This window comes from Exiguobacterium chiriqhucha RW-2 (assembly GCF_000416965.1).
Taxonomy (GTDB): Bacteria; Bacillota; Bacilli; order Exiguobacteriales; family Exiguobacteriaceae; genus Exiguobacterium; species Exiguobacterium chiriqhucha.
In genome coordinates this window covers 23,382-47,633 of the sequence record NZ_ATCL01000014.1, presented here as the reverse complement: position 1 = coordinate 47,633, position 24,252 = coordinate 23,382, and the positions used below count along the sequence as shown (strand labels likewise).

The window sequence follows — 24,252 nt, the reverse complement described above, 5'->3', positions numbered from 1 at the left end:
AGCCGCGTCCGACCTTAAGCAGATTCACGTGCTTTTTGCAAAGCACGACGATACATATACGCCAAAACGACACCACTCGCGTAAACAATGGTCCAGACATTCACGAGGATAGACTGGCCAATCGGCTTGAAGAAATAATCCCACGCCCCATCGACGTGCCAAACCATCGCCGTGGAAATGACATACGATACGATGAGCCCACATGCGAGCCACGGGAACATCTCACGCCGCCCAAACCACCACACACTCGACCACACGATCGCTGGAATCAGAAGATAACCGAGCGCATTCCCCCATAGAAAGTCTGCCGCTGTCACGAAAAAACCCCACGGCAGACACAAGATCGCGACAAAAATGATTCGTCCGAGCATCATGCTTGCCCCTGTTGATTCTTTTTCCACCAGACGAACAAGAAGACCCCCATCCCGACGAACAGAATCAGCATCGAGAAAATAAGTTGTTGCTCGAGCGGCAAACTCGTCTGGGCAAACGCGTATTGTGGTCCGAATAAGAGAATCGGAATGATCAGATTGATCCATGTCTTCGTCCACACCGAGACGGTGAGCAACGTGACGACGGCCAGTCCGAACAATACGAGTTGACCGGTTGGACCGAACACGATCGTCGGGGTCTCGACGAAGATGTCGAGTATCATCAGCCCGAGGAACAATGTCATCGGCAGCGCAGCGAGCGTGATGTACGTCGCCCCATTTTTAAATTTGCTTTCTTTTGAGCGGACCGACATGTGGCGGAACGCTTGTGAGGCGGCCAGCAAGAACAGGACGGCGATGAGCGGGAACCCAATCAACTGGACCGTCGAGAATGTCATCTCGCCTTGAATGAAATTAGCGATGATGATGTAGGCGAACACGTTCGGAATGATCATCGCAACAATTTTGACGAATCCCTTCACGTCAAACGTCATCTCGCTTCCGAGGTGTTGCATGTAGTCTTTCGGGCTCTGGCCGACGACCTCGTCCACACCTTTTCCCGCTCGTTCCGCTTCTTCGAGATGGTCTTTTAACTCCTCGACAACTTCTTTTACTTCATCTTCCGATTTCCCGCTCGACATGAGATATACCGCCAAGTCATCCAAAAAATCACGACTCTTTTTTGAAAGTTCCATCTTCATTCCCCTCTCCGAGTACGCGGTCGACACCGCTTGACACTTCCGCCCAACGTTGTTTGAAGGCCAGCAACTCTTGGTGCCCCGCCTCCGTCAAAATGTAATATTTTCGTTTCGGTCCCCCTGATGGTAACGCTTTTTGGACCGTCTCAACCCAGCCGTCTTTCTTCATCCGTAACAGGACCGGGTAAATACTGCCCTCACTCACCATCGTGAATCCGTACGCCTGCAACTTCTCCGACATCTCATAGCCGTACGTCTCTCCTTTATCGATGATGGCCAACAGGCAACCTTCGAGCAATCCTTTTAACATTTGACTCATCGCCATGGCGTGACCTCACTTTCGTTAAACTAACTTGTTATACATAATAGTAATGGAAGGTGCTGCCAATTGCAACTACTTTGTAAAACAAGTTAGTTGCGCATCGAGAGGTTTATTTTTTCAAATCAGGTGAATACTTCTTAAGGTGAAGCAAAAACATAAAGGAGTGTTTGAACATGCATACCGATTTTACGAAGATGTACATTGATGGCCAATGGGTCGAGGGATCGAGCGACAAGTCGATCGATAACACCAATCCGTTCACGGACGAGACGTTATTCTCCATCCGGTCGGCCGACGAATCTGATCTCGATAAGGCGTACGATGTCGCTAAAGGAGCACAAGCCGAATGGGCGACGATGCTCCCACAAAACCGACGGGCCTTGATTGAGAAGTTCGCCGAAGTGACGTTACAACATAAAGAAGACATCATCGAATGGCTCGTCAAAGAATCGGGCAGCACACGCATCAAAGCAGAAGGTGAATTTTTAGCATCGATGGCGATCATCAAGGAAGCGGCGACGTTCCCGTTCCGCATGGACGGGCTCATCAAACCGTCAATCGTCCCGAACAAAGAGAACCGGGTCTATCGGAAACCGCTCGGCGTCATCGGCGTCATCAGCCCATGGAACTTCCCGTTCCACCTTGCGGTCCGCTCAATCGTCTCCGCGCTCGCGACGGGCAATACCGTCGTCGTCAAACCGGCGACAGCGACACCGGTCACAGGTGGTCTCCTGTTCGCCTCGTTATTTGAAGAGGCGGGGCTTCCGAAAGGCGTCTTGAACGTCGTCGTCGGTCGCGGTTCGGAGATTGGGGACGCCATCGTCGAGCACCCGGTGCCAAAACTCATTTCGTTCACTGGTTCGACCGAGGTCGGCAAAGGCATCGCCGAGAAGGCCGGACGCCTGTTGAAGAAAACAGCGCTCGAACTCGGCGGGAATAACGTCTTCGTCGTGTTAGACGACGCCGACATCGACCGTGCCGTCGAATCGGCCGTCTACTCGAAGTTCTATCATCAAGGGCAAATCTGTATGTCGACGAACCGGATTCTCGTCGCCGAGTCGATTCACGATGCGTTCCTTGAAAAATTTGTAGAGCGAGTTCGCGCCTTGAAGTTCGGCAACCCGAACGAATCGGATACACAAGTCGGGCCGCTCATCGATCACGATCAAGTCGACCGCATCCTCGATCAAATCAAGCAGACGGTCGACGCCGGTGCGACGCTCCAGGTCGGCGGCAACGCTGACGGGAACGTGCTCGAGCCAACTGTCGTGAGCGGTGTCACAAATGACATGCCACTCGCGAAAAATGAGATTTTCGGACCGGTCGCCGTCATTCTGTCGTTCAAAGATGACGCCGAGGCGCTGAAACTCTCGAACGAGTTGCCATACGGACTGAGCGGTGCCGTCCACGGTTCAATCTATCGCGCGACCGAGTTCGCACGCCAAGTCGAGACGGGGATGATTCACGTCAACGACCAGTCGGTGAATGATGAGCCGCACTTGCCGTTCGGTGGTGAGAAAGATTCTGGTCTTGGCCGTTTCAACGGCGAATGGGTGCTTGAGGAGTTCACGACGCTCCAATGGGTATCGGTCATGCATGAACGCCGTGAATACAAACCATTTTTCTCATAAGCACAAAAAACTGTTTCGGTCCGTGGACCGAAACAGTTTTTTTATACCTTCTTGACGAATTCTGATTTGAGCTTCATCGCACCGAAGCCGTCAATCTTGCAGTCGATGTCATGGTCCCCGTCGACGAGACGGATGCCTTTCACTTTCGTGCCTTGTTTGACGACGAGCGACGTCCCTTTCACCTTTAAATCTTTGATGACCGTGACCGTGTCCCCGTCTTGGAGCACGTTTCCGTTCGCGTCTTTGATTTGCGCGTCCGCCTCTGCTTCAGCCGCCTCACTCGGTGACCACTCGTACGCACATTCCGGACAGACGAGCAAGCTCCCGTCCTCATACACGTAAGACGATTGACACTTCGGACAATTCGGTAGTTCTGTCATGCTGATTCCTCCATTCGATTCACTGTCCCCAGTATACCGTATTTTCGGAACGTCGACAGCTAGCGGTCAGCCTTCTTGCGGAGCCTCGGGGCCTTTCAAATCGAGTTGATAAAACGATAAGTCGAGCCACTTCCCGAACTTGTAGCCGGCTTTTTTAATCGTACCGGAATGGACGAACCCTAACTTTTCATGTGCTTTGACGCTCGCGATATTGGCTGCATCGATGCCACCAATCATCGTCTTCACATCCCGCTCTTCACCGATCCGGATAATTTCTCGGAGCAACTTGTTGCCGATGCCTTTGCTGCGGTATCCAGGATGGACGTACACCGAGTGTTCGACCGTATAATGATAGGCCGGCCAAGGACGAAACGGTCCAAACGTGGCAAAGCCCATCACGACGTCCCCTTCCTCCCATACGATGATGGGAAGTCCGGCCGCTTTTTTCTCCTCGTACCAAGCGATTCGATTTTGAAGCGTCACCGGTTCGTAATGATAGACGGCGGTACTGTTGACGATGGCATCGTTATAAATATGTAAAACAGCTTGAAGATCATCTCGACGACAATTGCGAATCATGAGAACACCACTTTCATACGTTTTCTTCATTATACTTATCTCGATTTCAAAATACACCTGGCGATTCGCTCCCACATAAAAAAGTCAGCCGTTTTGACTGACTTTTCACATTATGCTGCCAAACGATCGCACATCGAGGCGCACTCGACGCAGACGCGCGCACATTCTTGGCAATGGGCATGCTTATGTTTCTCGCATTCCTGGGCACACGCCTTACAGACGACCGCACAAGCCCGGGCGAGTTCGGGCACGAACGCCGAATCTCGCGTCATTGCCTCGGCGAGAAACGAACAGATGGCGGCGCACTCCCGGTCGAGCCGGATGCAGTCAACCATCATCTTGACGTCATGTTCTTCCAGGCACGACTCGAGACAGTAATTACACGTCTCCACACAATCACGTAACGTCTCCAGTTCATTTGCATAAATCCGATGCATACAATCAGCCTCCTTTTCCAAAACGAAGTGACAGTCACATCCTCTTTGTTCCCTAATCTTCAAAAGAAAAACGACCGTCGACTAGTGTCTCGGATCGTTCACAAACGTGCGGTATAAATAGGCGACTCCGTTCAACAAACGCTCTGAATAGCGCTTCGGCATGAAACGGAGCCGATAAAACCGATACATCCGCTTCAAATCTTCCCATTGGTGATCGACGTGCTGTCCTTGGCGGAAGCGGGCCAAGTCGATTAAATAAATACGGCCTTCCGGCGTCAAAATCAAATTGCGCAAATGAACGTCCGACGGCGTCAGTCCGAGGCTTCGTGCCGCGATGAGCGCTGCGTCGACTTGCTGAATGTACGACGCATCAATCCAAATCCCTTCCGTCAAACATTCGAATAGCGTCTTGCCCTCGATGTAGTCGATGACGATATAATTCACACCTGCTTCATACAAGCGTGGGAATTGAGGTAACCCTTCGAGCGTTCGATAAATCACAGCCTCTTCAGCTGCGATATGCGTATAATCCGGAAAGAACACTTTGATGACGAGTCGCGTGTCTTTTATGCGAAACACGGCGGCACTGCGCCCAATCCCGTGCAGTTCGAGATCGGCATGAGCGGCGGTCACGTATGTTTCCTGACCTTGTTGCTCAAACGTGACGTTCGCATATTGTTCGTAATGATTCATAAGTCACTCCTCTTTTTCTAATCATCTCTGTCTCATCATAACTGAAATCGCTTTAGTTTGACTCGGTTCATGTCCTTCCAATACGCCCCAAAAGTGACGCCCTCCTGTTTTATCCTTATAATGAAAGCGACAAACAATGAGGAGGAACTTACCATGCAACGCATCGAACTGACAGAAGACTTATCATTCTCACGAATCATTCACGGCATGTGGCGTTTGGCCGAATGGGACATGAGCCCGCAGGAACGCCTCACTTTCATCGAACAATGTATTGAACTCGGCATCACGACGTTCGATCACGCTGATATATACGGTGGCTATACGTGTGAAGGATTGTTCGGCGAAGCGCTTCGTCTCAAGCCATCACTCCGCGATCAAATCGAGATTGTGACGAAGACCGGCATCAAGCTGACAGGCTCTTTCAACCCTGGCCAATCCATCAACCATTATGATACGACGAAAGAACATATCATCCGTCAAGCCGAGCGCTCGCTACAGGAGCTCGCCATCGATCAGATTGACACGCTTTTGATTCACCGTCCCGACCCGCTCATGGACCCGGACGAAGTCGCCGAGGCGTTCATCACGTTGCAACGAAGCGGAAAAGTGCGTACGTTCGGGGTCTCGAACCATGTGCCGGCAACCCAACAGTTGTTACAGTCACGTTTACCGTTCCAACTCGTGACGAACCAGCTTGAGCTCTCACCGATGCAACTGAAGCATTTTGAAGATGGTACTGTCGACCTATGCCACGAGAAACGGATGCCGCTCATGGCGTGGAGCCCTCTTGCCGGCGGACAACTGTTCACCGAGGCCGCTTACGCACCGCTTCGTGAAAAATTGGAGGAAATCAGCGATCGACATCAAGCGGGCGGCATCGACGCCGTCGTCTACGCGTGGCTCTTGAAGCACCCGGCCAAGATCATGCCAATCGTCGGATCTGGGAAAATTGAACGAGTTCGGACCGCCGTCGATGCGCTTCAGATTGACCTGACGCGAGAAGAATGGTTCGAAATTTTGAAGGCGGCCCGTGGCCGTGACGTGGATTGAAGTTAAAAATAAACAAATAAAACCCTTTTAATACCATTTAATTATTTCCGACGATTTTCGTCATTTTTAAGAACGTCGTCATTACAACGTTTATTCGTCAAAAATCGACACGTGTCAAATGGAGAAATTCCATTTCATATCCATAAGTGTAAAACAAGCCCGTTCAGTTCAAGTAGAGCGGGTTTTTTGATTTTTTTTAAAAAAATCGCATTAATTTTCCTAAGACTATAGTCACAAAAAAATGGTGCTAAAATGATGAAAGTTAATCATTAAAGGAGTGCACCCTGTGAAAAAGTACCTGATTCTTTGTACGCTCGCCATGTTGTTCGTCCTGTTCGGATGCGAAGAAGAACATGCATTTCGTTTACATACGGCTCCAGAGTACTATCAAGGTCGCGCCTCTCTGCCTTCTGGTCAACAAATCGAGATGACCGAGTCCGACCGGACGAACGTCCTTGATGCCTGTTACCCAGAGGACGCCATCACCCGTGTGCCTGACGGAGAGCGTCTCTTGATTGGCACGGTCAAATTGAGCCAACCGCTTACGACGACGGCCTCGACCGAAGTCTTTCCGACCGCCACATTTTTTGAAGTGGAAAATCAAACCTACGTCCAATGCCAAGCCGATACCATCACCTATATGAAACAAATCGATGCGTTGCCGGATAGTCTCACTCCGTACCGCGACCAAGCCGTCTCATCATCCGCGACGTCCAACCTTCGCGTTGCGCAACCGCACGAGCAAGTCCATTTCACCGAAGAGATGAAAAAACCGGTCGGCAATGAGCCTTATCCAAAACGTCACGGTTTCGAACAGACGCTCGTCCACGTGACGATGCCGTTCAACGGTTCGTTCGAATTCACGTTCGAATCACCCGAATCGCGTGAGACCATCACGTTGCCCATCAACGAATCGTCACGTCAACCGTTCCTGTCCCTCGGCTTAGGGACCGAAGTGTCTCAAGACACGCAACAGTACGGGCTCCATCTGTCATCCGATCAGACGTTATATGAGGACGTCCTGCGACCGCAGGATGCCACCTACGATCGAATGCTCGGGGCACGGCAGGCGAGCACGCTCCCGACCAAGCTCGTTCCGAACGAGCGCTATCCACTGTTCAGTTTCTCCTTCATCCGCGATGGCAAACCTTATAAACAAGTCGTTTCTATCACCTATAAAGAAGAGACGTTGTTGCACGGCGACCGCTTGAAGACAAAAATGCGGCAACAATTCGCCCATCGACGTCACGTCGTCGCCCATGAACTGGCTCTAATCGGCACAGAATCAAAAGATGCACCGTTCTTGCATCATGCCAACGCCGAGACCGTCCAGTTCGTATTTCAAGCCATCGATCGCTCAAAAGCCGTGGCCACGGCCGGAACCCCAGCGCCGACCCCTTATTTGACGGTGTTCGAGGGCATTTGTGCTCAAACGTTCGATCTCAGTTACACGGAAGACGATGTGATTTTGACAAACACGAAGACAGGCTCACATTTCAAATTGCTCCGCGCCGATGCCGAACGGTGGCGCGACCTTTCCATCGGACAAGCAAACAACTGACGACACTTTTCAAGCCAGACTGGCTCACCGGTCTGGCTTTACACGTTATATAGGCAAAATCGGAAAGCCTCCTTGGCTCGCTATGCGACAATGACAACAAACAGTGCAAAGGAGAGAGTGTGATGACGAAACGATTCGAGCGCGACGTCGCCAGCCATTGGCCGGTCGCCTATAAACAAAACGGATATCCGCACGTGCAGCAGGGTTGGGTCTTGCCTCCGGAACGAAAAGACGAGTTCGACCCGTTCATCTTGATGGCCGAGGACTGGTTCAAGCGGGGAACGTTCTCTGACCATCCTCACCGCGGCTTCCAGACCATTACCTACGTGATTGACGGACGACTTGAACATATCGACAACCATGGCGGACATTCGATTTTAGATGCGGGTGACGTTCAATATATGAATGCGGGCTGGGCGGCACGTCATGCCGAGGAGGCCGTCGACGACGACTTGATTCATACGCTTCAACTATGGCTCAACTTGCCGAAAACACTTAAAACGACGACGACATCTTACCAAAACGTATATGTCGAAGAGGCACCGCTCGTGCCGATTGACGGAGGACACGTGCGTGTCTATTCGGGTGACATCGCCGGAGTGACCGGACCGATGGACAGTCTCGTCCCCATCACGATGAGCGAAGTGAGCTTACAGAGTGGGGCCGCCTATGAGCACATCATCCCGACGAATCATAACGCTTTCGTTTACGTTCTCGCGGGTTCCCTCGAACTCGGAACGTCAGCGACACCGCTTGCGAAGACGCACGCGGCGACGCTCACGTACGATGAGACGAGTGACGGTGAGAGCGTGGTCCGCCTCAAAGCGACGTCACGTGCGAAACTGCTCATCTACTCAGGTAAGCCGATTCGGGAAGACTATATCGCCCACGGTCCGTTCGTGATGAATACCGAAGAGGAGATTCGTCAGGCGTTCCGCGATTACCATGCCGGTGGTTTCGGTCCCCCGGCCGTCAAATAAAATAAGCCGCGCCTAGGGCGTGGCTTATTTTTTATCTGGCATGAGCACGGTCTGCTGCGTCGGGACACGACCGATCGGGACGGTCCGTTCGACGAGGACATAGCGCTTGCCGTTCACTTCAAACTTCCGGTCACCGAGATAATGAGCCGACTTCCCGTCTTCATACAGCTTCGTCAAAATCGCCGGCACATATTCATTCAAGTTCGTGTAATGCTCATCGAGCGTCATGACGATATTGCCTTTGCCATAGCCCAACCATTGGTTCGACATGAATAACATGAGCGAAATGGTGCCGATGACACCGATGACTAAAATGACTGTCTCCATCAAATCCTCCCCGATCTCGTATGTGTTTAAATGGCGTGATTATCGTACGCCAAGACTAATCTTCTACTTTAGAGATGCTTCACGACGAACTGTCGCTTCGGTTGAAAGCCAATTTCGCTATAGAACGCGGCCGCCGCTTCGTTCACCGACCAATAATCCAGTTCGATTGACGGAAATCCGTGCGCGATGGCATAGCGTTCCACTTCTTCCATGACCAAGCGACCATAGCCGCGTCGCTTCGCCTCCGGGTTAATGCTGATTTGATGCACATAGAGCGTCCGCACGGCTTGCCGAAACGCGTTCGCCTCACTTACCCGCTCTTGAAAACAGACGTAGCCGACTGTGTCCCCGTCGACCTCTGCCGTGAAGAAATGATAATCGTCTCGCGCCATCATCTCCGAAAACGCCGCTTGCATCGAGGCATGATTGTAAGGCGCAAAGAAAGCCGGCGCCAACTGAAGATGATGTTCATGGATTGGATTGTTCAACGTCGCAACCAACGCCGCATCGTCGGTTCGTTTCAACTGCATCATAACGGCCACGAACCCTCATTTTTATAGTCGCGCGTCTCCGTGACCCCGTGCGGCTTTTCATCCCCACGCAACGTATGGTTTGTCGTTCCCTGTTCTTTGCCGTGCAAACGGTGTTGAATCGGACGGGCCAGGAAGTAGCCGCCGAACAAGGAGACTGGGAAAATGATAAAGGCGGTGCCTAGAAACAGGTAGGCGTATGCACGCATCTCGTCTGTTCCTACGATGTGATTGACGCCATAGCGCAATCCAAAAAATAAGCCGACAAATAACAGTGCGACAAACGCGTACTCGATACATTTCCCGAGAAATCGTTTCATCTCATGACCCCCCTCAACTGATTAGTTTTCTGTACGAGATGAAACGGTAAAACGTTTCAAATTTGTTGGCGAGACATATACCACAACGTCGCTTCCTGCTCGGTCGCGGATACCCAGTCTTGTTTTCCTTGGATATAGCTCTCGATATCTTCCGGATGCTGGCTCGCCAATTGTTGTTTAAGCGCCGCATACTCGTCCCGTACGTCTGGGAACGTCATCAAATAATCGCGGAACGCGAGATGGCGGGTCACGCCTTCATCCCCTTCCTCGAACATATGGACGTGAATCGTTCGGACGTCTTCTCCTTTAGCGAAGAAGCGCCGTCTCGGAATCCCATGCTCGCCGAAACTTCGATACCCGAGTGCCTCCATGTGCCCGACCCATTCATCAATCCGCTCGATTTCTCGTACGACCGGCATGATGTCGATAATCGGTTTCGCATCGAGTCCCGGCACCGACGTGCTTCCGATGTGATGAATGGCGACGATTTCCCCTTCAAACAAGCGTTCGAGTTTGGACGCCTCTTCCTTGAATTTCGTCTCCCATATCGGATCATACGGGACGACCTCTACTTTTCTCATGGTCCATTCCCTCCTTCACAATAATCGTTCCGTCTCTTTCATCATACCCGTTTTTCAAATCGTTTAGAAATCACCTTCGCCAATCGAAAGGTTTGTACCGTCGCAAAATGGGAAATGCTAATATTAATGAAATCAGAACTGGAGAGTGGACCGCATGTTGACACAACAGCAGATTGATACGTTCAAAGAACGTCTATTAAAAGAGAAAGCGAAGACCGAAGGATATATGGAAAATCGGGAAGAAGTATATGACGAAGGGGAACTGTCCCACTACGATAACCATCCGGCAGACTCAGGAGAAGAATTATTCTTGCGCGAACGCGACCAAGCGCTAACTGAGCTCGATGAAGAGTTCTTGAGTGACGTCGACAAGGCGTTGCTCGCCATTGAGAACGGGACGTATGGCAAATGTGAGGTGTGCGGCGAAGACATCGAGTTGGACCGTCTTGAAATCATCCCTGAGGCGACGCTCTGCATCCAGCACGCGCGCGAGCAAGAAGAGAACGAGCACTTGACCGACCGCGAACGTCCGGTCGAAGAGGACGTGCTCAATCCATCTGAGACGGCTGCCCGGAAACAACTCGATGGGACCGACGAACCAGGCCAAAGCACGGATGCGTTCAGCCAAGTCGAAGATTTCGGGAGTTCGGACACGATTGCCGATAGCGAGGGCAATCATGACCCGACACGTGAATAACATCAGTCAGTGACCGAGCGAAAGGAGTCCCTCTCCTTTCGCTTTTTTGATGGCTCGAGGAAACGCCCTTCTTCATCCTATATCTTCCATCTTTCTATACCGCGTGATACACTGTGTAAAAATACACTTTAGGAGCAGGTATGCATACAAAAGAAACGTTTTCCGAACTGATTTCAAGCAAGCTCAAACTGATTCGTACCGAGCAAGGATTATCGCAAGAAGAACTATGTACGCTCGTCGGCATCTCGAAAAAAACGTTGATTCAAATCGAGAAGCGACGTCTGAACGCGAACTGGACGACGACGGTCGCCATCTGCGCTCTATTCAATCAAAGCCCATATCTCCATTCGTTGATTGGGGATCAACCCATCGAGTTCATTCGTCTCGTCGCCCATACCGACCCGAGCCTGGCGACGAAAACGTTGGGCGGACACGTCTGGTGGACGACGATTGAGCATCAAGGGAAATACCGGATTCAACAGAATATGGTCAGTCAACATTACCGGATTCTCGACCACGACGACTTCCGCTGGTTCAGTACGTTCGACCGTGACGAGGCGTTCCGGAAATTAATCGAACTGCGCGCGACCCATGATGAGCAGGGAGACACAAAAAAATGACGCAACGAATCGTTGCGTCAATACGTCGCTTTGATGGGCGACGCGCCACCGAGCACTTCGGCGACATTCATCGGGTTGACCGTGTTGCCGGCCGAACTTGATGAATAAGCATATTCTCCTTGATGCACTTCGAAATGGAGGTGCGGACCTGACGAGTTGCCCGTGTTGCCGATTTGGCCAATGCCTTCGCCTTGGAGCAACGTCTGGCCTGTCTTCACTTCGATTTTATGCATATGGGCGTAGACCGTCGTCCACTTTTGGCCATCGATTTCATGCTCGATGAAGACGTGTTTTCCATACGGGCCGCCTGATTTGACGTCCGTGACCGTCCCAGCCGCTGCCGCGTAAATCGGTGTGCCGACGTTCGCCGCGATATCGAGCCCGTTATGGAACGTATATCCGAACTGGCCGCTTGCCGCACCGTAACCTTGTGACAGACGTCCGGTTGCGGGCATCATAAACTTGTCAGGCGCAAGCGCCGTCGTTTGTTGCTTCAAGTCTTTCAATTGGGCCGCTTGCCCTTTCAACTGCTTATAGGCTGCTACGTGAGCCGAGCGGGCTTTTTGCCGTTCTGTTTTCACGTCCGCCTGTTTGGACTCAAGTGCTTTTAATGATTGTTTCGTCTCGGCTTGTTTGGCTTGCAAATCATGCTTCGTCTCTTCAGACTCGGCCGCCTCTGCCTTTGCGCTCGGGAGGACGGTTGACAACACTTGTTTGAATAGAGACTTGTCAGCTGACTCCGGATGCAATGCCGTCTCGTATGAGGCGAGTTTTGATTTGGTCTGCTCAATCTTCTGATCGATTGCTTTCAAGCTCTGATCAATCGTTTCGACGTGACGTTTGGCTTTGGCGACCGATTGTTTCGACGTTTGAATCCGTTGTTCGGTCTGTTGGAGCGATTTCGTCGTCTTGACGAGGTCTTGCGGGGTAATTTGATCCGCGGATACGGCTGAAGTCCCTGATAGAATCAGGACGCCTGTACCGACGGTGACGAGTAGTTGTTTCCACATATATTGATAAAACCTCCAGATTGGATGATTCGCTAGCTTGATTAAAAAGCTACAAGTGCGAATATAGCATCCACTCCCGAAAAGTTCAATATATGAAGCATTTCATTTGTATGTCGAACATATCAAAACCGTGAATTCCCTATCCATAAACTTCACTCAAATTTCATATGTGTCGTCAGGCGTCATCGTCTTCGTTGTAGGACAATCACGACGATACTGACGGCAGCGAGTATGGTCAACGCCGGTCCGCCGAACAAAAAGAGTCGATTCAGGCCCGATGGTAGATTCGTTGTCAGGCCGAGAATCGTGAACAAGTTCCCGACAATCAGACCGATCATGAGGACAGGCAACAGGACGCGCATCACGTCTCTATCCCGGGCTTGATCATCTCGAATTGAGCAATCTCGTCCTGGACGAACCCGAGCTGTCGCGCTGCCGAGAGCAACGCCGGGCGATCCGACGTCAACGTGAGTCGAATCGGCCCTTCGGCCGCGGCCGCACGCAATAACCACGCGGCGTCCTCATCGCGACCGAACACATCAAGCAACAGATTGCGCCGGAAGAGCAGCGCCCCGGTTTTCTCACCTTCCACCACTCGAACGAGCTCAGTCTGTTGTTGCGTCGTGCGGACATCAACTTGCCAAGTCGGCTTGTGCGCCGCTGCCGGATAATACGTATCGAACAGTTCGAGAATCGAGGCCCGTTCCCGTGCCACACTCGTCTCGGTCGGTACGGATTGAAAGTACATAATCTCTCGGACGACACGGTACCCGAGTCGGTCATAGAGGGCGAGCGCTGGTTCGTTCCCTTGGATGACCTCGAGCAGACGCGTTCCCGTCGCCTGTTCATCGAACTGTCGCATCAATTCGTGCGCAATGCCGAGATGTCGATAATCAGGGGCGACGGCCAAGCCGCCGCAACGAGTGACCCATCCCGTATCGAGGTGCGCCACGCCGCTCAACATGACGGCAACAGGCCGACCGTCCGCATAGGCGACGATGGAACGCGTCGGCTGGTTTTGATCGCGGACGAGGAAAACGGCCTCGAACTGGGCCTCATTCATGTCAAAGCGAATCATGTAATCGGAAAAGCCGTCCATGAAGGCTCGATACAAATCTTGGAGCGGTGGATGTTGGACATAAGTAATCACTGGATGCATCACGTGTTCGTTCCCTTCACTTATATTTCGGTATACTGGTGGAGACAGCTGATATGGAGGAGGATTCATCATGACGACGAGACTTGAACCACTTCGCGAGGCCCATTGGCCCGTCTTGAACACATTCACGTTACCGCTCGATCAAGAAAAATATACGACGCTTCCGATTGACCTCGATTCCCCCCTCTTAGACGGGATTCATCCTATCGTCATCGTGGCCGAAGAGCCCGTCGGCTTCTTTTTGCTCCACGATACGGAACGGGTCGCCTCGTATACAGAGGCAGACGACGCATTGTTGCTCTCGATGTTCTCAATCAACCATTCGGCGCAAGGGAACGGCCATGCCAAAGCGGCACTCCACCAATTGCCGAACTATGTACGAGCCCACTTCCCTCATAAACACGAGGTCGTGCTATCGGTCAATCTGAAAAACGAAGCCGCCTTTTCCCTTTATCAGACGGTCGGCTTCATCGACACGAAGCGCCGAATCGACGGCCCCATCGGCCCGCAGCGCATCATGTCGCTAGCCGTCTAAGTTCGCCTGGCAACAGGCCATACACGGCCGTGTCCGTCAGTCGCATCCCATCAGCGGACAAGTCTTCGTTCCGGAGCATGCCTTCTAGCTGAAAGCCGAGCCGTTCCGGAATCAAGCGACTGCCTTCGTTCGTCGACTCGCAGCGAATCTCGATCCGTTTGAAATCGAACTGGGCGCAACCGAAACGGACGACCGCCTCGACCGCTTCCGTCATATAGCCACGACCGGTATGCGTCGAATCGAGCCAATACCCGATTTCCGCTTTCGGGACGTCCCAATCAATCCCGAACAGGCTGACCGTCCCCACGAACGTCCCCGTCTCCCGTAAAAAGATGAGATACCGGAAACTTTCGCCTGTTCCGTACAATTCTTGCGCCCGTTGTAAATTCGCTTCCGTCTCAGACAACGTCGGTACGTCTTGCGCGAACGGGAGCCATCGCTTCAACTCTTCATGCGATCTCCGAATCGACTCGTTAACGACACGCGCATCCGTATCGGCGAGCGGTGCCCGTAAATACAGACGCGCCGTCTCCAAGCCGAGCGGGATTGTGTCTTGTCCTGTTTTCATCTTTCTTCCCCCTCTTTACTTACGAAAACACCAAATGAGCAAGCCGCCTATCCCGACCACGAGCACGACGTGAAGCAGTTGCCATAGGACTTCAATCATGGCGTTCCTCTTGAGCGGCTTTTACACCTGCCATCACTTGCTCCCAGTAGTTGGTCGGGTGTGGTACGAGATCGCGTTTCGTCACGACCCGTGTCTCTCCTGAGATGACCGATGTCGTCTCCACCTCGGATTTCGTCCCGTCAATCAGTGCGTGCAGCGCCTTGATCTCGACCGAGACGACATCGGCCACTTCCGTTTCGTCCAACGTGAACGCTTCGCCATCATACGAATAGACGTACGTGTGGGCGAACTCGCGGTCTAAAAACGTATCCGTCTCGATGACGTCTTCGAAGACGCCGAGCGGGGTCAGTTGGTCGAGTGTCAATTCGAGTCCTAACTCTTCTTGAATCTCGCGCACCCCGTCACGAACGGTCTCCCCGGCGGTCAAGTGCCCGGCGGCCGTGATATCGAACAACGCGGGGAAATCTGCCTTCGTATCGCTGCGAAGCTGTAACAGGAGGCGGTCGTGATCCATCATCCAGCAGTGGAACGTCTCATGCCAATCCCCGTCCCGATGAACGTCCGCCCGTGATTTCAAGCCGATTTTCTTCCGACGGTGGTCGACGATTGTGATGAACTCGATCATGGCATCACCCCGTTTTCTAAAAAGGTGATCGTTCCCGCCGTCGCGTCAAGTTCGACTTCGATGCCAATCGGAAACACATGGGACGGGAACGTATGCCCGATGTCGACGTTCGTCAAAATCGGGAAGTCGACGTCTCCGAGCACTTCGAGCAACAAGTCCTCAAATGAGAACGGCGCGCCGGCTGCATCGAAATGTTCATGCTTGCCGATGACGAGACCGCTGATGACGTCGAATACCCCGGCGAGCTTGAGCATGCTGAGGGAACGCTCCTCGTCCGCCATCGTCTTGAACGAGTCTTCTAAAAAGAGAATCGCACCGGTCACATCAGGGAAATAATCAGACTTTAAAAAGCCGGTCATCGTGTTCATGTTCCCGCCAATCAACCGCCCCTGGGCCTGTCCGTCTCGAAGGGTAAGCCAGCCGTCATTCGGACGGAACGTCTTCTCCCGGTCCTGGGTCGACCAATCAATCATCTCCTCGGTCCACTCTCGGGGCACGTCGAGCGTATACGGTGCCGTCCGTTCTAAACCGAGCACCTCTCGCACGTAACGTTCCCCATCCGCGAACATCGTCTCGTATTCCCCGAACGACGGCACGATGGCCGGACCGTAAAACGTCGTCACTCCCGTCTGCGTATAACAAGCGAGGAGGAGCGCCGTGACATCGCTATAGCCCATAATGATTTTCGGCTGACGTCGCAACGCCTCATAGTCGATATACGGCAGGAGCGAGTTCGAATTCGTCCCGCCAATTGTGCTGATGATCGCTTTGACGTCCGGGTCACGCAATAGCGCGTTGAACTCTTCGGCCCGCTCTTGAATCGAGGCCGAGCGATACCCTTCCGAACGATGCGTGCATGAGCCTTCACGAACGATGAATCCCATCCGTTTCAGTTGTTCGATTCCGCGCGTGTATCGTTCCGGGAACCGTGCCGGTGCCGGGAACGACGGCGTGATGATTCCAATCGTGTCTCCCGGTCGTAACGCCGGGGGGTGCTTCTTCGTTAACACAGTCATCCCTCCATCAAGTGCGATGCCTTCACTGTACGAGTTTCAAGAGTCGGATGACAACCTGGTTCAAAACAAATCAGGGTCTTCCGAAAGGGTCCGTACTTTTCGGATTTTCTGCGGCCGCCCGGTCCAACCAAGTGTGAGAAAGAAGAAACCGCCTCCGATGACACATGACAATCCGACCAACCCTGCAATCACGCCATCAAAACCGAATCGTTCCCCGCTCACGACGAGCAACAGTGGCGAAAAGAGCAAAGCCACGCCTAGCAACAACACGCCGCCCCACATCCGTCGCCGTGGAAACCCGATTGTCCACCAGCCGAATGCCACCAATCCTAAAACGATTAATCCAATCATTCCGATTAGAACCATCCTCAGCGCCTCCACTCTTCAAATTGTCTTGTTTTATTCCGCGTCAACAATTGAAAATCCTGTCAAAAAGACACTATAGAATTCCTGCAAACCGGGTAAATAACTATTGGAAACCATCGTACCGGAATCGCACAGAGGAGGAACACCATGAGAACCCGACTCATCTTTGCTCTGGCATTTATCGGTCTTTTTTTAATTGCTGTTTATTGGATCAGCACATGGGACGACCATCAAATCGAAGGTCGAATCGAACAGATTGACATCCCACAGCTGATGATTGGACCACATGACTTGTCAGACGACGAGTTAACGTTGCAGACAATATTAATCAACGAACGAACGAAAGTGACAGGAGAAGCGAACGATGTGCAACAACTCCAGGTCGGACAAGTCGTCACGGTCGAGCTCGATCGCGACGCCAAGTTGAAAATCGCGGTATCGATTCACGTTCAACCCGATTGAGCGTTTCACCTTTTTTCAGAAAACGGGCTTAGGTTTCATAGAACGGTGGAATATGAGAACAGGAAGCTGAAAGGAGCGAATTGAATGATTTCAAATACATTGTTATCGGGGAAGGTCGCCTTCATCACTGGCGCGGCATCTGGAATCGGACGTGCCACCGTCATCCGGTTCGTCCAAGCCGGGGCGAAAGTCGCCATCGTCGATTTGAACTTAGAAGACGCGGAACAACTTGCGACTCTGATTGGAGAAGAGCGTGCCATCGGCATCAGTGCCGATGTGGGGAACGAAGACGAGATGAAACGAGCGTACGAGCAGACGGTTGAACGTTTCGGCCGCGTCGACATCGTCTTCGCGAACGCAGGACGAAACGGCACGATCACACCAATCGAGCACTTGTCGCTCGAAGATTGGAACGGTGTCGTCGAGACGAACTTGACGGGCACGTTCTTGACGGTGAAACATGCCATCCCTCATTTAAAAGAACGAGGCGGCAGTGTCATCATCACGTCGTCCATCAACGGAAACCGTTACTTCAAAAACTTTGGGTTCAGCGGCTATGCGACGACGAAAGCCGGCCAGACCGGATTCGCCAAAATGGCAGCAGCCGAGCTCGCCCAATTCGGCATTCGCGTCAACTCGATTTGCCCGGGGGCCATCGACACGAACATCGATGACTCGACGAATCGCGATGACGCCTTGCTCGAAGAAATCGTCATCCCGATCGAGTATCCGGAAGGAAATCAACCGTTGGCCGGGAAATCCGGCACGGCTAAACAAGTCGCGGACGTCGTCTTGTTCTTCGCGAGCAACATGTCGAGTCACGTCACCGGCTCTGAGGTGTACGTCGACGGTGCCGAATCATTACTTTAACAACAACAGGTCGCCCCGCGGGGCGACCTGTTTATTTGAGAATTGGGCTTTTCATGACGGCTTTCTGGTAAAACGGAATGAATCCTAAGCGCTCCATGTTCCGTCCTGAGGCCGTATCGACTTTCGTCGTCACGGTCACGTACTGGCAACCGGCTGCTTTTGCGGCCGCAATCCGTTCCAAGATGAGCTGTGTCTGATAGCCTCTGCCCCGATAAGCGGGAATCGTGCTCGTCAAAAACAGTTCGCCCATTCCGTCCTGAACGGCAAGAATCCCGCCGGCGACGGCCGTCTCGCCTTCGCGGACGAGAAACGCCTGGTTTTCGGGTAACGCGTAGAAGCCTTTCGCGGTATCGATCGTCTCTTGCATGACCGTCCCAGTCTCGGCAAAGCCGGCCGCGATGGCTCGAGCCCACTCGTTCACGTTATCGGCGTGCACGCGTTCGACCGCATGCTCCATATCCGGGAATACGAACGTGTTCACGTCGAGCAACCACACGTCCAGGAAGTGGTCGAGCGTATAGTTTCGCTCTTGGAGCAACCGAATGAGTGACATGTCCGCGAGCGGACAAACCTCGATATGTAGGCGGGACACGTTCTTGCCGCGTACCCATTTCTCCATCTGGTGCAAATCGTAAAAACTGGTCGGTCGATTCAAACCGAAGCCGACCGCAAAACTCGTATTGCCCATCCGAAAGACGTGGCCTTTGTTTTCGACAATCAATTCCGAACCTTCATAGGGAGGGGACTGTTTCCGATGCCGAATATAGGCAGACGTCCCTTCCGCTTTGATGCGTTCGATCCGCCTGGCTAGTTCTAAGCGTCTCATCTCGTTCCCTCCCCACTAATCTCCCCTGAGTTTACCACACTTCGATTGCGAACAGATTGTGATTCCGTTACAAGGCGAGACGCAAGTCTGACTCAAATCGAAGTAACCGTTCCCGGACAGATGGGACGAGATCATCCAGGGCCATCAATTCTGACCAATCGACGAGACGAACCGCTACGACTTCGTCTTCCTGAAGCACCAAGTCATCAAGTTGCAACGGAGTATCGGTTTGATAGCGATACAGGTCTAGAAAATATGTCTCGCGGCGTAACGTCGCCACCCACTCCAACTGGTCAGGTTCGATCCAGAGACCAATCTCTTCACCAAGTTCACGAATGGCACCGTCACGGCTCGTTTCACCGGCAAGAACGGAACCACCCGTCCCTTCCCAAAGAAGTGAGTGCGTCTTGCCTGGATGGCGTTGCGAGAGCAACACGTTTCCGTTCACATCAAACGTGAACACCTCGATGACGGTATGATACGTGTCCACTGCTAACTGTTCGCCGCGCACGTGCGTCTTGCCGAGCGGCCGCCGCTCTCCGTCGACTAAATCCCATTGCTCACTCAAAGCCGGACCTCGTCAACGACAAACGAGGATGACCCTTCAATCTCTTCAATGAAGTGTGATCCGAACAGCATCGCCGGTGTGAAGCTACCAGGGATGACGCGGCCTGAACTGACAAGTCGTGACACGACCTCAAGCGCCCCGTACACGGTAAAGGCATATGTGCTCGCCGTCTTGATGCGGACGATTACTTTACGTCCTGAGGCGTTCGTCGCTTCGCCCCAGACATACGTCGAGGAGCGTTCCCGTTCTGACTCGTCCGGTCCACTCACATGTTCATCAACATAACGGAGCAGTTTCCCTTGCACCGCGTCGCTGCCGAGAATCGGACCGAACCAAGACAAAAGACGCGCCCCGTAAGCGTAAGCCGTAGGAACCGGGACCCACGTCGTGATGTTCGGAATGCCCGTCGTATAATAGGCGGTCGAGACGTCTCCCCATGGAATGGCGATGGCCGTTTTCTTGCCGCGTCCGAAATCGATGTGACGACGTTTCTCGCCCAGCGGGAACGGTGTCAATTCGCCATCTTTTCGTTCGGCACTGCTCGACCCCAGCCCACGGATCGCTGTTTTCAGCGTCCCGCGTGAGATACCGGCGGCCGCCGAGAAGCCGAGTGCGAGATTCGTCGCGTCCGGCATCAACTCTTTCAGCTTCCGGGCCACGCAGTCGGTCGGAATGACGTCGAAGCCGACACCCGAACAGAGCAACACGCCCGCTTCTTGCGCGAGCTTAGCCCGTTTCTTCGAGTGAATGTATTCGAACACCTCGATTTCCCCGGTAATATCCAAGTAATGTGTCTTCGTGGCGAGACACGCCTCGACCATCGGCCGACTCGTATCGGCGAACGGTCCGGCACAGTGTAACACGAGGTCGATGTCTTCCAATTGGCGTGTCGCCTTATCAAGCGACAAGTTGAAGACGCGCGTCTCGCACCCGAGCTCCTCCCCGAGCTTGGCGATCGCGTCCGCACGCCGACCCGCGAGCACCGGTGTCATCCCTTGTTTCACCGCTTGACGGGCAATCAGTTCGCCTGTATATCCGTTCGCCCCATAAATCATCCATTTCATCACGATTCCTCCTTCAACTCTGCAAACATGTCTTTTCTTTGTTCCCTATCCTGCCAACTTTCACCCTTATAAACGATGCATCACGTCTTGCATCACACCGCCCAAATAGACGATGCCAAAAGCCGCCACTACGACACCGACTGGGATGATGAGACTCGACCAAGCCTGTCTCGTTTCGAATCGACAGTCTTTATGCGACAAGTAGCGGTCAATCATCCAATATAAAACTGCCGCTCCTGCACCAAGCCAGAGCAAAACAAGTCCGAACCCGATATGTAAGCCAAACGAGACGAGCGGCTCGAACCGCATCGACATTCGGCGTGCCACCCAGTCGCTGAACACTGATGTCAACACCCCGTACGTGACGATGGCCGGGAAACTGACTGACAAATAGGTGGCCGTCAACATGAGAAGCCCGTTCACCGTGTCCGCTATCCCTCCGCTATCCGGATATTGCGGGATGACGACCCAACATGCCAACAAGAACGAATAAACCGGGGTCGTAAGTGACGCCGCGATGATTTTTCTAGTCCACATGTCCATCCTCCTCTTCTCCTCTCACTCTACACGACCCGACTAAAAAGCGCACAAAAAAACCAGCCTCGTGAAAAGGCTGGTCGAGTCATCAGTTATTCGCAGCTTCTGCCGCTTTCGTACGGACCGTCTGCATCGCTTCTGTCCATGGGACGAGCTGATCGAGCATGTCGTTGACCGATTGGACTTGAACGTCTTTCGGTGCGAAATGTGTCCCGTTCTCGAAGTCTGTGAAGAGCGAGAGCGCTGGGTGGACACGGACGTGGGCGATCAAGAGCTCGCTCAACACGCCGCGTAAGTGTTCTGTCGCACGCGCACCGCCGACCGAACCGTATGAGACGATGCCGGCTGCTTTGTTATGCCATTCGTTGCGTAAGTAGTCGAGGGCGTTTTTGAGCGCACCTGTAATCGAGTGGTTGTATTCTTGGACGATGAAGACGAAGCCGTCCATTTCCGCGATTTTCTCAGACCATGCCGCGGCACCTGTTGCGTCGCCGCCTGGCTCGCCGAGAAGCGGGAGGCTGTAGTCTGCGATATCGATGATTTCATAGTTAGCGTCACCGCGTTTGTTCGCGATTTCTTTCACCCATTCTCCGACTTGCGGGCTGACGCGTCCTTCACGAGTAGATCCGAGTACGATTCCAATTTTCAACATGTTAGTTCCTCCTTGTGAGTTGGTTGGTTCTTCTTGTTTACCGAACAAACGATTTAAAAAGCTCATTTCATGCCCTCATATTCTTTCTCAAACGTTTTTGTACTTCTGACCGTATCAATCGGTCGAACCATCGCTTCAATCTGTTCCCGCTTCGGTTCTAAGAACGGCGGGAGTGACAATTTCTCACCGACCGTCTCATACGGTTCATCGCCCATGAACCCTGGTCCGTCCGTTGCCCATTCGAACAGGATTTGCGGCGCGACCCGTGCGTAAGACGATTCGAAGAAGAAGCGGTCGACATAGCCTGATGTCGGTAACCCGAACTGTTGCAATCGTGCCGTCCATTCATCGAGGACACTGCGGTCATCGACACGGAAAGCGACGTGATGCACGGTTCCGAACCCTTGGCGCGCGACTGGTGACGTCTCGTCATGAATGACGACGACTTGCGCCCCGTTTCCACCCTCACCTCCTTCAAAGAGATGCGCATCGCCTTCTTGTCCGATTTCTTCGAACAACATGACTTGCTCCATCACTTGTTTGAAATACGTAAAGTCCGCGATGCGGATGAAGATTGGACCGAGACCCGTGATGGCGTACTCGAGCGGGACCGGACCGTTTTGCCACGGCTCGCCTGACGCGACCCCGACGTTGAACTCATCTGAGATGAGCTGGTACGCCTGCTCGTCGAAATCGACGAACGTGAGCGTCTTCTTGCCGAACTGTTCAGTGATGCCTTCATGCTTCACGCCGAGGCGATCGAAGCGACGTTGCCAATACGTGAGCGCCTCGTCGGTCGGGACGCGAAACGACGTCTTGGCGATCTCATTCGTCCCGTGCACGCCTTTCGGGATGCCCGGGAAATCGAAGAATGTCATATCCGTTCCGGCGCTACCTTTGTCATCGGCGAAAAATAAGTGGTACGTCTGAATGTCGTCTTGGTTGACCGTCTTTTTGACGAGACGCATCCCAAGGACGTTTGTAAAGAAGTCATAGTTCTTCTCGGCGCTGCTCGTAATCGCCGTCACGTGGTGAATGCCTTTTACATGGTTCATTTGAATCGCTCCTTCAAAATCTTGATTTCGAGATAATTAATTAAATTTTTTTGACGCCTCGGCGCGTTTGCCGACCGTCTTCAATTGAGTAATCGTGTCTGCTAAATCGAGTCCGTCGAACAGCTCGTCCATTCGTTTTTCATGGGCTGGAAAGATGCATGACATGAGTCTGTACCCTGCTTCCGTCAGCGCCGCATACGTGACGCGCCGGTCGCTCGGACAGGCTTTGCGAATCAAATAGCCTTTCGCTTCAAGCCGGTCGACGATGTACGTCATGCTCCCGCTCGTCAATAATACCTTTTTGCCGATCGTTTGAATCGGTTGATCGCCTTTATGATACAGCAGTTCGAGCACCGAGAACTCGGTCGGGTTCAGCCCGTACTCGGCAACCTCTTGCTTGACCACGTCTTGAATCGACTGTGAGGCCCGAAGTAACACCGTAATCGCTTTTAACGTTTGTCGTTCTTCCATGTGTTCCCCTCCTCTACTGAGAGAAAACAATACTTTAAATTTAATTATCTTTAATTCGAGATAAATATAACACGAGAAAATAGACTGGTCAATCAATTTGTCTCAAAAAAAAGACGAGTTGCCTCGTCTTGTCACGCACGGCGAATGACCGCCATCTCCCGGCCGAAGCGATTGCCTTCATCGACAAAGCCCAAACTTTCGTATAATCGATGCGCGCCCGTATTGTCAGGATGGTAACCGACGACGATCGGTTCGGTGCCGAGCTGTTCTACTTCTTCCAGCATGAGTTCGGTCGCTTTGCGTCCAATCCCTTTTCGTTGGTGCGCATGGTCGACCATAATGCGATACACCCAGCGCGCGTCCAACTCTTCGAGTACCGTATTGTACATGAGAAACCCGACCATCGTCTCGTTCTCGTAAATCGCATACGCCCGCAGCGTCGGTTTATACATCGCTTGCAGCAGCGAAATCGCATTCGGTTCCATATACGCTTGTTGCTCGTTACTCAGAGTGAGCTGACAGCACGTATACCAGTTCTGTTCTGTAATCGGTTGAAGTGTGATCATCCGGT

35 protein-coding genes are annotated in these 24,252 nt (G+C 52.6%); 9 read left to right on the top strand and 26 right to left on the bottom strand.

All coding sequences use genetic code 11. From position 1 onward, the window contains the following. Positions 1-14 precede the first annotated feature (14 nt). The 3 genes from M467_RS19955 to M467_RS19945 are packed head-to-tail and all read right to left on the bottom strand — an operon-like array spanning position 15 to position 1,454. On the bottom strand, positions 15-371 hold the full coding sequence (locus tag M467_RS19955; protein ID WP_021065914.1) for a hypothetical protein: 357 nt from the start codon (positions 369-371) through the stop codon (positions 15-17). Next, entirely contained in the window at positions 371-1,126 is a 756-nt protein-coding gene (locus M467_RS19950) for an HAAS domain-containing protein (protein WP_021065913.1), read from the bottom strand. The genes M467_RS19955 and M467_RS19950 overlap by 1 nt, the downstream gene beginning before the upstream one ends. After that, positions 1,101-1,454 (bottom strand): PadR family transcriptional regulator, encoded by a 354-nt coding sequence (locus M467_RS19945; RefSeq protein ID WP_021065912.1) that lies wholly within the window; start codon positions 1,452-1,454, stop codon positions 1,101-1,103. The genes M467_RS19950 and M467_RS19945 overlap by 26 nt, the downstream gene beginning before the upstream one ends. A gap of 170 nt (positions 1,455-1,624) precedes the next feature. Between M467_RS19945 and M467_RS19940 the strand changes: the two genes are divergently transcribed. Continuing rightward, positions 1,625-3,082 (top strand): aldehyde dehydrogenase family protein, encoded by a 1,458-nt coding sequence (locus tag M467_RS19940; protein WP_021065911.1) that lies wholly within the window; start codon positions 1,625-1,627, stop codon positions 3,080-3,082. Positions 3,083-3,123: 41 nt separating this feature from the next. Here the strand turns inward: M467_RS19940 and M467_RS19935 are convergent, their stop codons facing one another. The 4 genes from M467_RS19935 to M467_RS19920 form a co-directional block, all read right to left on the bottom strand. Further along, on the bottom strand, positions 3,124-3,462 hold the full coding sequence (locus tag M467_RS19935; protein ID WP_021065910.1) for a zinc ribbon domain-containing protein YjdM: 339 nt from the start codon (positions 3,460-3,462) through the stop codon (positions 3,124-3,126). A gap of 66 nt (positions 3,463-3,528) precedes the next feature. Then, a complete protein-coding gene (locus tag M467_RS19930) occupies positions 3,529-4,041 on the bottom strand; it encodes a GNAT family N-acetyltransferase (protein ID WP_029594490.1) in 513 nt (170 codons plus the stop codon). 110 nt (positions 4,042-4,151) lie between these two features. Next, positions 4,152-4,478, bottom strand: a complete 327-nt coding sequence (locus M467_RS19925) for a four-helix bundle copper-binding protein (RefSeq protein WP_021065908.1) — start codon at positions 4,476-4,478, stop codon at positions 4,152-4,154. An 81-nt stretch (positions 4,479-4,559) separates the two neighbouring features. Next, positions 4,560-5,171, bottom strand: a complete 612-nt coding sequence (locus M467_RS19920; RefSeq protein ID WP_021065907.1) for a hypothetical protein — start codon at positions 5,169-5,171, stop codon at positions 4,560-4,562. A gap of 153 nt (positions 5,172-5,324) precedes the next feature. Between M467_RS19920 and M467_RS19915 the strand changes: the two genes are divergently transcribed. The 3 genes from M467_RS19915 (at position 5,325) to M467_RS19905 (ending at position 8,762) form a co-directional block, all read left to right on the top strand. Further along, a complete protein-coding gene (locus M467_RS19915) occupies positions 5,325-6,221 on the top strand; it encodes an aldo/keto reductase (protein ID WP_021065906.1) in 897 nt (298 codons plus the stop codon). Positions 6,222-6,507: 286 nt separating this feature from the next. Then, positions 6,508-7,782 (top strand): hypothetical protein, encoded by a 1,275-nt coding sequence (locus tag M467_RS19910; RefSeq protein WP_021065905.1) that lies wholly within the window; start codon positions 6,508-6,510, stop codon positions 7,780-7,782. A 122-nt stretch (positions 7,783-7,904) separates the two neighbouring features. Further along, positions 7,905-8,762 (top strand): pirin family protein, encoded by an 858-nt coding sequence (locus tag M467_RS19905; protein WP_021065904.1) that lies wholly within the window; start codon positions 7,905-7,907, stop codon positions 8,760-8,762. A gap of 24 nt (positions 8,763-8,786) precedes the next feature. On the opposite strand, the gene M467_RS19900 is transcribed toward M467_RS19905, so the two are convergent. The 4 genes from M467_RS19900 to M467_RS19885 all read right to left on the bottom strand — a co-directional run bounded on the left by M467_RS19900 (position 8,787) and on the right by M467_RS19885 (position 10,520). Then, positions 8,787-9,089: a hypothetical protein gene (locus M467_RS19900; protein ID WP_021065903.1), complete on the bottom strand. Its 303-nt coding sequence runs from the start codon at positions 9,087-9,089 to the stop codon at positions 8,787-8,789. A 68-nt stretch (positions 9,090-9,157) separates the two neighbouring features. Next, positions 9,158-9,622, bottom strand: a complete 465-nt coding sequence (locus M467_RS19895; protein ID WP_021065902.1) for a GNAT family N-acetyltransferase — start codon at positions 9,620-9,622, stop codon at positions 9,158-9,160. After that, on the bottom strand, positions 9,619-9,939 hold the full coding sequence (locus tag M467_RS19890; RefSeq protein WP_021065901.1) for a hypothetical protein: 321 nt from the start codon (positions 9,937-9,939) through the stop codon (positions 9,619-9,621). Before M467_RS19890 ends, M467_RS19895 begins: the two co-directional genes overlap by 4 nt. 56 nt (positions 9,940-9,995) lie before the next feature. Beyond that, positions 9,996-10,520 (bottom strand): GrpB family protein, encoded by a 525-nt coding sequence (locus tag M467_RS19885; RefSeq protein ID WP_021065900.1) that lies wholly within the window; start codon positions 10,518-10,520, stop codon positions 9,996-9,998. Positions 10,521-10,674: 154 nt separating this feature from the next. Between M467_RS19885 and M467_RS19880 the strand changes: the two genes are divergently transcribed. Both M467_RS19880 and M467_RS19875 read left to right on the top strand, forming a co-directional pair. Continuing rightward, on the top strand, positions 10,675-11,217 hold the full coding sequence (locus M467_RS19880) for a TraR/DksA C4-type zinc finger protein (protein WP_021065899.1): 543 nt from the start codon (positions 10,675-10,677) through the stop codon (positions 11,215-11,217). A gap of 140 nt (positions 11,218-11,357) precedes the next feature. Then, positions 11,358-11,837 (top strand): helix-turn-helix transcriptional regulator, encoded by a 480-nt coding sequence (locus M467_RS19875; RefSeq protein WP_021065898.1) that lies wholly within the window; start codon positions 11,358-11,360, stop codon positions 11,835-11,837. Positions 11,838-11,854: 17 nt separating this feature from the next. Here the strand turns inward: M467_RS19875 and M467_RS19870 are convergent, their stop codons facing one another. From M467_RS19870 to M467_RS19860, 3 genes are all read right to left on the bottom strand, one after another. Further along, positions 11,855-12,847, bottom strand: coding sequence for a M23 family metallopeptidase (locus M467_RS19870; protein ID WP_021065897.1), 993 nt, complete (start codon positions 12,845-12,847; stop codon positions 11,855-11,857). A 182-nt stretch (positions 12,848-13,029) separates the two neighbouring features. Then, positions 13,030-13,209 carry a hypothetical protein gene (locus M467_RS19865; RefSeq protein WP_021065896.1) on the bottom strand — a complete coding sequence of 60 codons (180 nt, stop codon included), beginning with the start codon at positions 13,207-13,209 and terminating at the stop codon, positions 13,030-13,032. Next, the gene (locus tag M467_RS19860) at positions 13,209-14,006 is read right to left on the bottom strand and encodes a GNAT family N-acetyltransferase (protein WP_021065895.1); all 798 of its coding nucleotides are present in this window, start codon (positions 14,004-14,006) and stop codon (positions 13,209-13,211) included. Before M467_RS19860 ends, M467_RS19865 begins: the two co-directional genes overlap by 1 nt. A gap of 70 nt (positions 14,007-14,076) precedes the next feature. Between M467_RS19860 and M467_RS19855 the strand changes: the two genes are divergently transcribed. Then, positions 14,077-14,541 carry a GNAT family N-acetyltransferase gene (locus M467_RS19855; protein ID WP_021065894.1) on the top strand — a complete coding sequence of 155 codons (465 nt, stop codon included), beginning with the start codon at positions 14,077-14,079 and terminating at the stop codon, positions 14,539-14,541. On the opposite strand, the gene M467_RS19850 is transcribed toward M467_RS19855, so the two are convergent. The 4 genes from M467_RS19850 to M467_RS19835 form a co-directional block, all read right to left on the bottom strand. Continuing rightward, positions 14,522-15,109 carry a GNAT family N-acetyltransferase gene (locus M467_RS19850; RefSeq protein ID WP_021065893.1) on the bottom strand — a complete coding sequence of 196 codons (588 nt, stop codon included), beginning with the start codon at positions 15,107-15,109 and terminating at the stop codon, positions 14,522-14,524. The two genes, M467_RS19855 and M467_RS19850, sit on opposite strands and share 20 nt — an antisense overlap. A gap of 91 nt (positions 15,110-15,200) precedes the next feature. Next, a complete protein-coding gene (locus tag M467_RS19845) occupies positions 15,201-15,794 on the bottom strand; it encodes an NUDIX hydrolase (protein WP_021065892.1) in 594 nt (197 codons plus the stop codon). Next, positions 15,791-16,804 carry a S66 family peptidase gene (locus tag M467_RS19840; RefSeq protein WP_021065891.1) on the bottom strand — a complete coding sequence of 338 codons (1,014 nt, stop codon included), beginning with the start codon at positions 16,802-16,804 and terminating at the stop codon, positions 15,791-15,793. The genes M467_RS19845 and M467_RS19840 overlap by 4 nt, the downstream gene beginning before the upstream one ends. 66 nt (positions 16,805-16,870) lie before the next feature. Continuing rightward, positions 16,871-17,176, bottom strand: a complete 306-nt coding sequence (locus tag M467_RS19835) for a hypothetical protein (RefSeq protein ID WP_021065890.1) — start codon at positions 17,174-17,176, stop codon at positions 16,871-16,873. Between the two features lie 147 nt (positions 17,177-17,323). On the opposite strand from M467_RS19835, the gene M467_RS19830 reads away from it, so the two are divergent. After that, positions 17,324-17,638 (top strand): hypothetical protein, encoded by a 315-nt coding sequence (locus M467_RS19830; protein WP_021065889.1) that lies wholly within the window; start codon positions 17,324-17,326, stop codon positions 17,636-17,638. Positions 17,639-17,722: 84 nt separating this feature from the next. Then, positions 17,723-18,508, top strand: a complete 786-nt coding sequence (locus tag M467_RS19825; RefSeq protein ID WP_021065888.1) for an SDR family oxidoreductase — start codon at positions 17,723-17,725, stop codon at positions 18,506-18,508. Between the two features lie 31 nt (positions 18,509-18,539). Here the strand turns inward: M467_RS19825 and M467_RS19820 are convergent, their stop codons facing one another. The 8 genes from M467_RS19820 to M467_RS19785 form a co-directional block, all read right to left on the bottom strand. Beyond that, complete coding sequence (locus M467_RS19820) at positions 18,540-19,334, bottom strand: GNAT family N-acetyltransferase (RefSeq protein ID WP_021065887.1); 795 nt, start codon at positions 19,332-19,334, stop codon at positions 18,540-18,542. A gap of 67 nt (positions 19,335-19,401) precedes the next feature. After that, positions 19,402-19,902, bottom strand: coding sequence for an NUDIX hydrolase (locus tag M467_RS19815; protein ID WP_021065886.1), 501 nt, complete (start codon positions 19,900-19,902; stop codon positions 19,402-19,404). Next, on the bottom strand, positions 19,899-20,966 hold the full coding sequence (locus M467_RS19810) for a saccharopine dehydrogenase family protein (RefSeq protein WP_021065885.1): 1,068 nt from the start codon (positions 20,964-20,966) through the stop codon (positions 19,899-19,901). Before M467_RS19810 ends, M467_RS19815 begins: the two co-directional genes overlap by 4 nt. 66 nt (positions 20,967-21,032) lie before the next feature. Continuing rightward, a complete protein-coding gene (locus M467_RS19805) occupies positions 21,033-21,503 on the bottom strand; it encodes a hypothetical protein (RefSeq protein WP_144060651.1) in 471 nt (156 codons plus the stop codon). Positions 21,504-21,591: 88 nt separating this feature from the next. Further along, entirely contained in the window at positions 21,592-22,221 is a 630-nt protein-coding gene (locus tag M467_RS19800) for an NADPH-dependent FMN reductase (RefSeq protein WP_031199947.1), read from the bottom strand. Continuing rightward, complete coding sequence (locus tag M467_RS19795; protein ID WP_021065882.1) at positions 22,218-23,210, bottom strand: ring-cleaving dioxygenase; 993 nt, start codon at positions 23,208-23,210, stop codon at positions 22,218-22,220. The genes M467_RS19800 and M467_RS19795 overlap by 4 nt, the downstream gene beginning before the upstream one ends. Positions 23,211-23,246: 36 nt before the next feature. After that, positions 23,247-23,681 (bottom strand): MarR family winged helix-turn-helix transcriptional regulator, encoded by a 435-nt coding sequence (locus tag M467_RS19790; RefSeq protein ID WP_021065881.1) that lies wholly within the window; start codon positions 23,679-23,681, stop codon positions 23,247-23,249. 131 nt (positions 23,682-23,812) lie between these two features. Further along, positions 23,813-24,247, bottom strand: coding sequence for a GNAT family N-acetyltransferase (locus M467_RS19785; RefSeq protein WP_021065880.1), 435 nt, complete (start codon positions 24,245-24,247; stop codon positions 23,813-23,815). Between the last annotated feature and the right edge of the window lie 5 nt (positions 24,248-24,252).

Bases quoted from the DNA above. Each gene is read 5' to 3' on its own strand.
- M467_RS19955 (WP_021065914.1), bottom strand. From the start codon at position 371: ATGCTCGGACGAATCATTTTTGTCGCGATCTTGTGTCTGCCGTGGGGT.
- M467_RS19830 (WP_021065889.1), top strand. From the start codon at position 17,324: ATGAGAACCCGACTCATCTTTGCTCTGGCATTTATCGGTCTTTTTTTA.
- M467_RS19920 (WP_021065907.1), bottom strand. From the start codon at position 5,171: ATGAATCATTACGAACAATATGCGAACGTCACGTTTGAGCAACAAGGT.
- M467_RS19945 (WP_021065912.1), bottom strand. From the start codon at position 1,454: ATGGCGATGAGTCAAATGTTAAAAGGATTGCTCGAAGGTTGCCTGTTG.
- M467_RS19935 (WP_021065910.1), bottom strand. From the start codon at position 3,462: ATGACAGAACTACCGAATTGTCCGAAGTGTCAATCGTCTTACGTGTAT.
- M467_RS19870 (WP_021065897.1), bottom strand. From the start codon at position 12,847: ATGTGGAAACAACTACTCGTCACCGTCGGTACAGGCGTCCTGATTCTA.
- M467_RS19785 (WP_021065880.1), bottom strand. From the start codon at position 24,247: ATGATCACACTTCAACCGATTACAGAACAGAACTGGTATACGTGCTGT.
- M467_RS19875 (WP_021065898.1), top strand. From the start codon at position 11,358: ATGCATACAAAAGAAACGTTTTCCGAACTGATTTCAAGCAAGCTCAAA.
- M467_RS19800 (WP_031199947.1), bottom strand. From the start codon at position 22,221: ATGAGCTTTTTAAATCGTTTGTTCGGTAAACAAGAAGAACCAACCAAC.
- M467_RS19880 (WP_021065899.1), top strand. From the start codon at position 10,675: ATGTTGACACAACAGCAGATTGATACGTTCAAAGAACGTCTATTAAAA.
- M467_RS19795 (WP_021065882.1), bottom strand. From the start codon at position 23,210: ATGAACCATGTAAAAGGCATTCACCACGTGACGGCGATTACGAGCAGC.
- M467_RS19850 (WP_021065893.1), bottom strand. From the start codon at position 15,109: ATGAAAACAGGACAAGACACAATCCCGCTCGGCTTGGAGACGGCGCGT.
- M467_RS19845 (WP_021065892.1), bottom strand. From the start codon at position 15,794: ATGATCGAGTTCATCACAATCGTCGACCACCGTCGGAAGAAAATCGGC.
- M467_RS19790 (WP_021065881.1), bottom strand. From the start codon at position 23,681: ATGGAAGAACGACAAACGTTAAAAGCGATTACGGTGTTACTTCGGGCC.
- M467_RS19950 (WP_021065913.1), bottom strand. From the start codon at position 1,126: ATGGAACTTTCAAAAAAGAGTCGTGATTTTTTGGATGACTTGGCGGTA.
- M467_RS19825 (WP_021065888.1), top strand. From the start codon at position 17,723: ATGATTTCAAATACATTGTTATCGGGGAAGGTCGCCTTCATCACTGGC.
- M467_RS19890 (WP_021065901.1), bottom strand. From the start codon at position 9,939: ATGAAACGATTTCTCGGGAAATGTATCGAGTACGCGTTTGTCGCACTG.
- M467_RS19865 (WP_021065896.1), bottom strand. From the start codon at position 13,209: ATGCGCGTCCTGTTGCCTGTCCTCATGATCGGTCTGATTGTCGGGAAC.
- M467_RS19915 (WP_021065906.1), top strand. From the start codon at position 5,325: ATGCAACGCATCGAACTGACAGAAGACTTATCATTCTCACGAATCATT.
- M467_RS19895 (WP_021065902.1), bottom strand. From the start codon at position 9,622: ATGATGCAGTTGAAACGAACCGACGATGCGGCGTTGGTTGCGACGTTG.
- M467_RS19925 (WP_021065908.1), bottom strand. From the start codon at position 4,478: ATGCATCGGATTTATGCAAATGAACTGGAGACGTTACGTGATTGTGTG.
- M467_RS19940 (WP_021065911.1), top strand. From the start codon at position 1,625: ATGCATACCGATTTTACGAAGATGTACATTGATGGCCAATGGGTCGAG.
- M467_RS19855 (WP_021065894.1), top strand. From the start codon at position 14,077: ATGACGACGAGACTTGAACCACTTCGCGAGGCCCATTGGCCCGTCTTG.
- M467_RS19930 (WP_029594490.1), bottom strand. From the start codon at position 4,041: ATGATTCGCAATTGTCGTCGAGATGATCTTCAAGCTGTTTTACATATT.
- M467_RS19860 (WP_021065895.1), bottom strand. From the start codon at position 14,006: ATGCATCCAGTGATTACTTATGTCCAACATCCACCGCTCCAAGATTTG.
- M467_RS19905 (WP_021065904.1), top strand. From the start codon at position 7,905: ATGACGAAACGATTCGAGCGCGACGTCGCCAGCCATTGGCCGGTCGCC.
- M467_RS19900 (WP_021065903.1), bottom strand. From the start codon at position 9,089: ATGGAGACAGTCATTTTAGTCATCGGTGTCATCGGCACCATTTCGCTC.
- M467_RS19820 (WP_021065887.1), bottom strand. From the start codon at position 19,334: ATGAGACGCTTAGAACTAGCCAGGCGGATCGAACGCATCAAAGCGGAA.
- M467_RS19835 (WP_021065890.1), bottom strand. From the start codon at position 17,176: ATGGTTCTAATCGGAATGATTGGATTAATCGTTTTAGGATTGGTGGCA.
- M467_RS19805 (WP_144060651.1), bottom strand. From the start codon at position 21,503: ATGTGGACTAGAAAAATCATCGCGGCGTCACTTACGACCCCGGTTTAT.
- M467_RS19810 (WP_021065885.1), bottom strand. From the start codon at position 20,966: ATGAAATGGATGATTTATGGGGCGAACGGATATACAGGCGAACTGATT.
- M467_RS19885 (WP_021065900.1), bottom strand. From the start codon at position 10,520: ATGAGAAAAGTAGAGGTCGTCCCGTATGATCCGATATGGGAGACGAAA.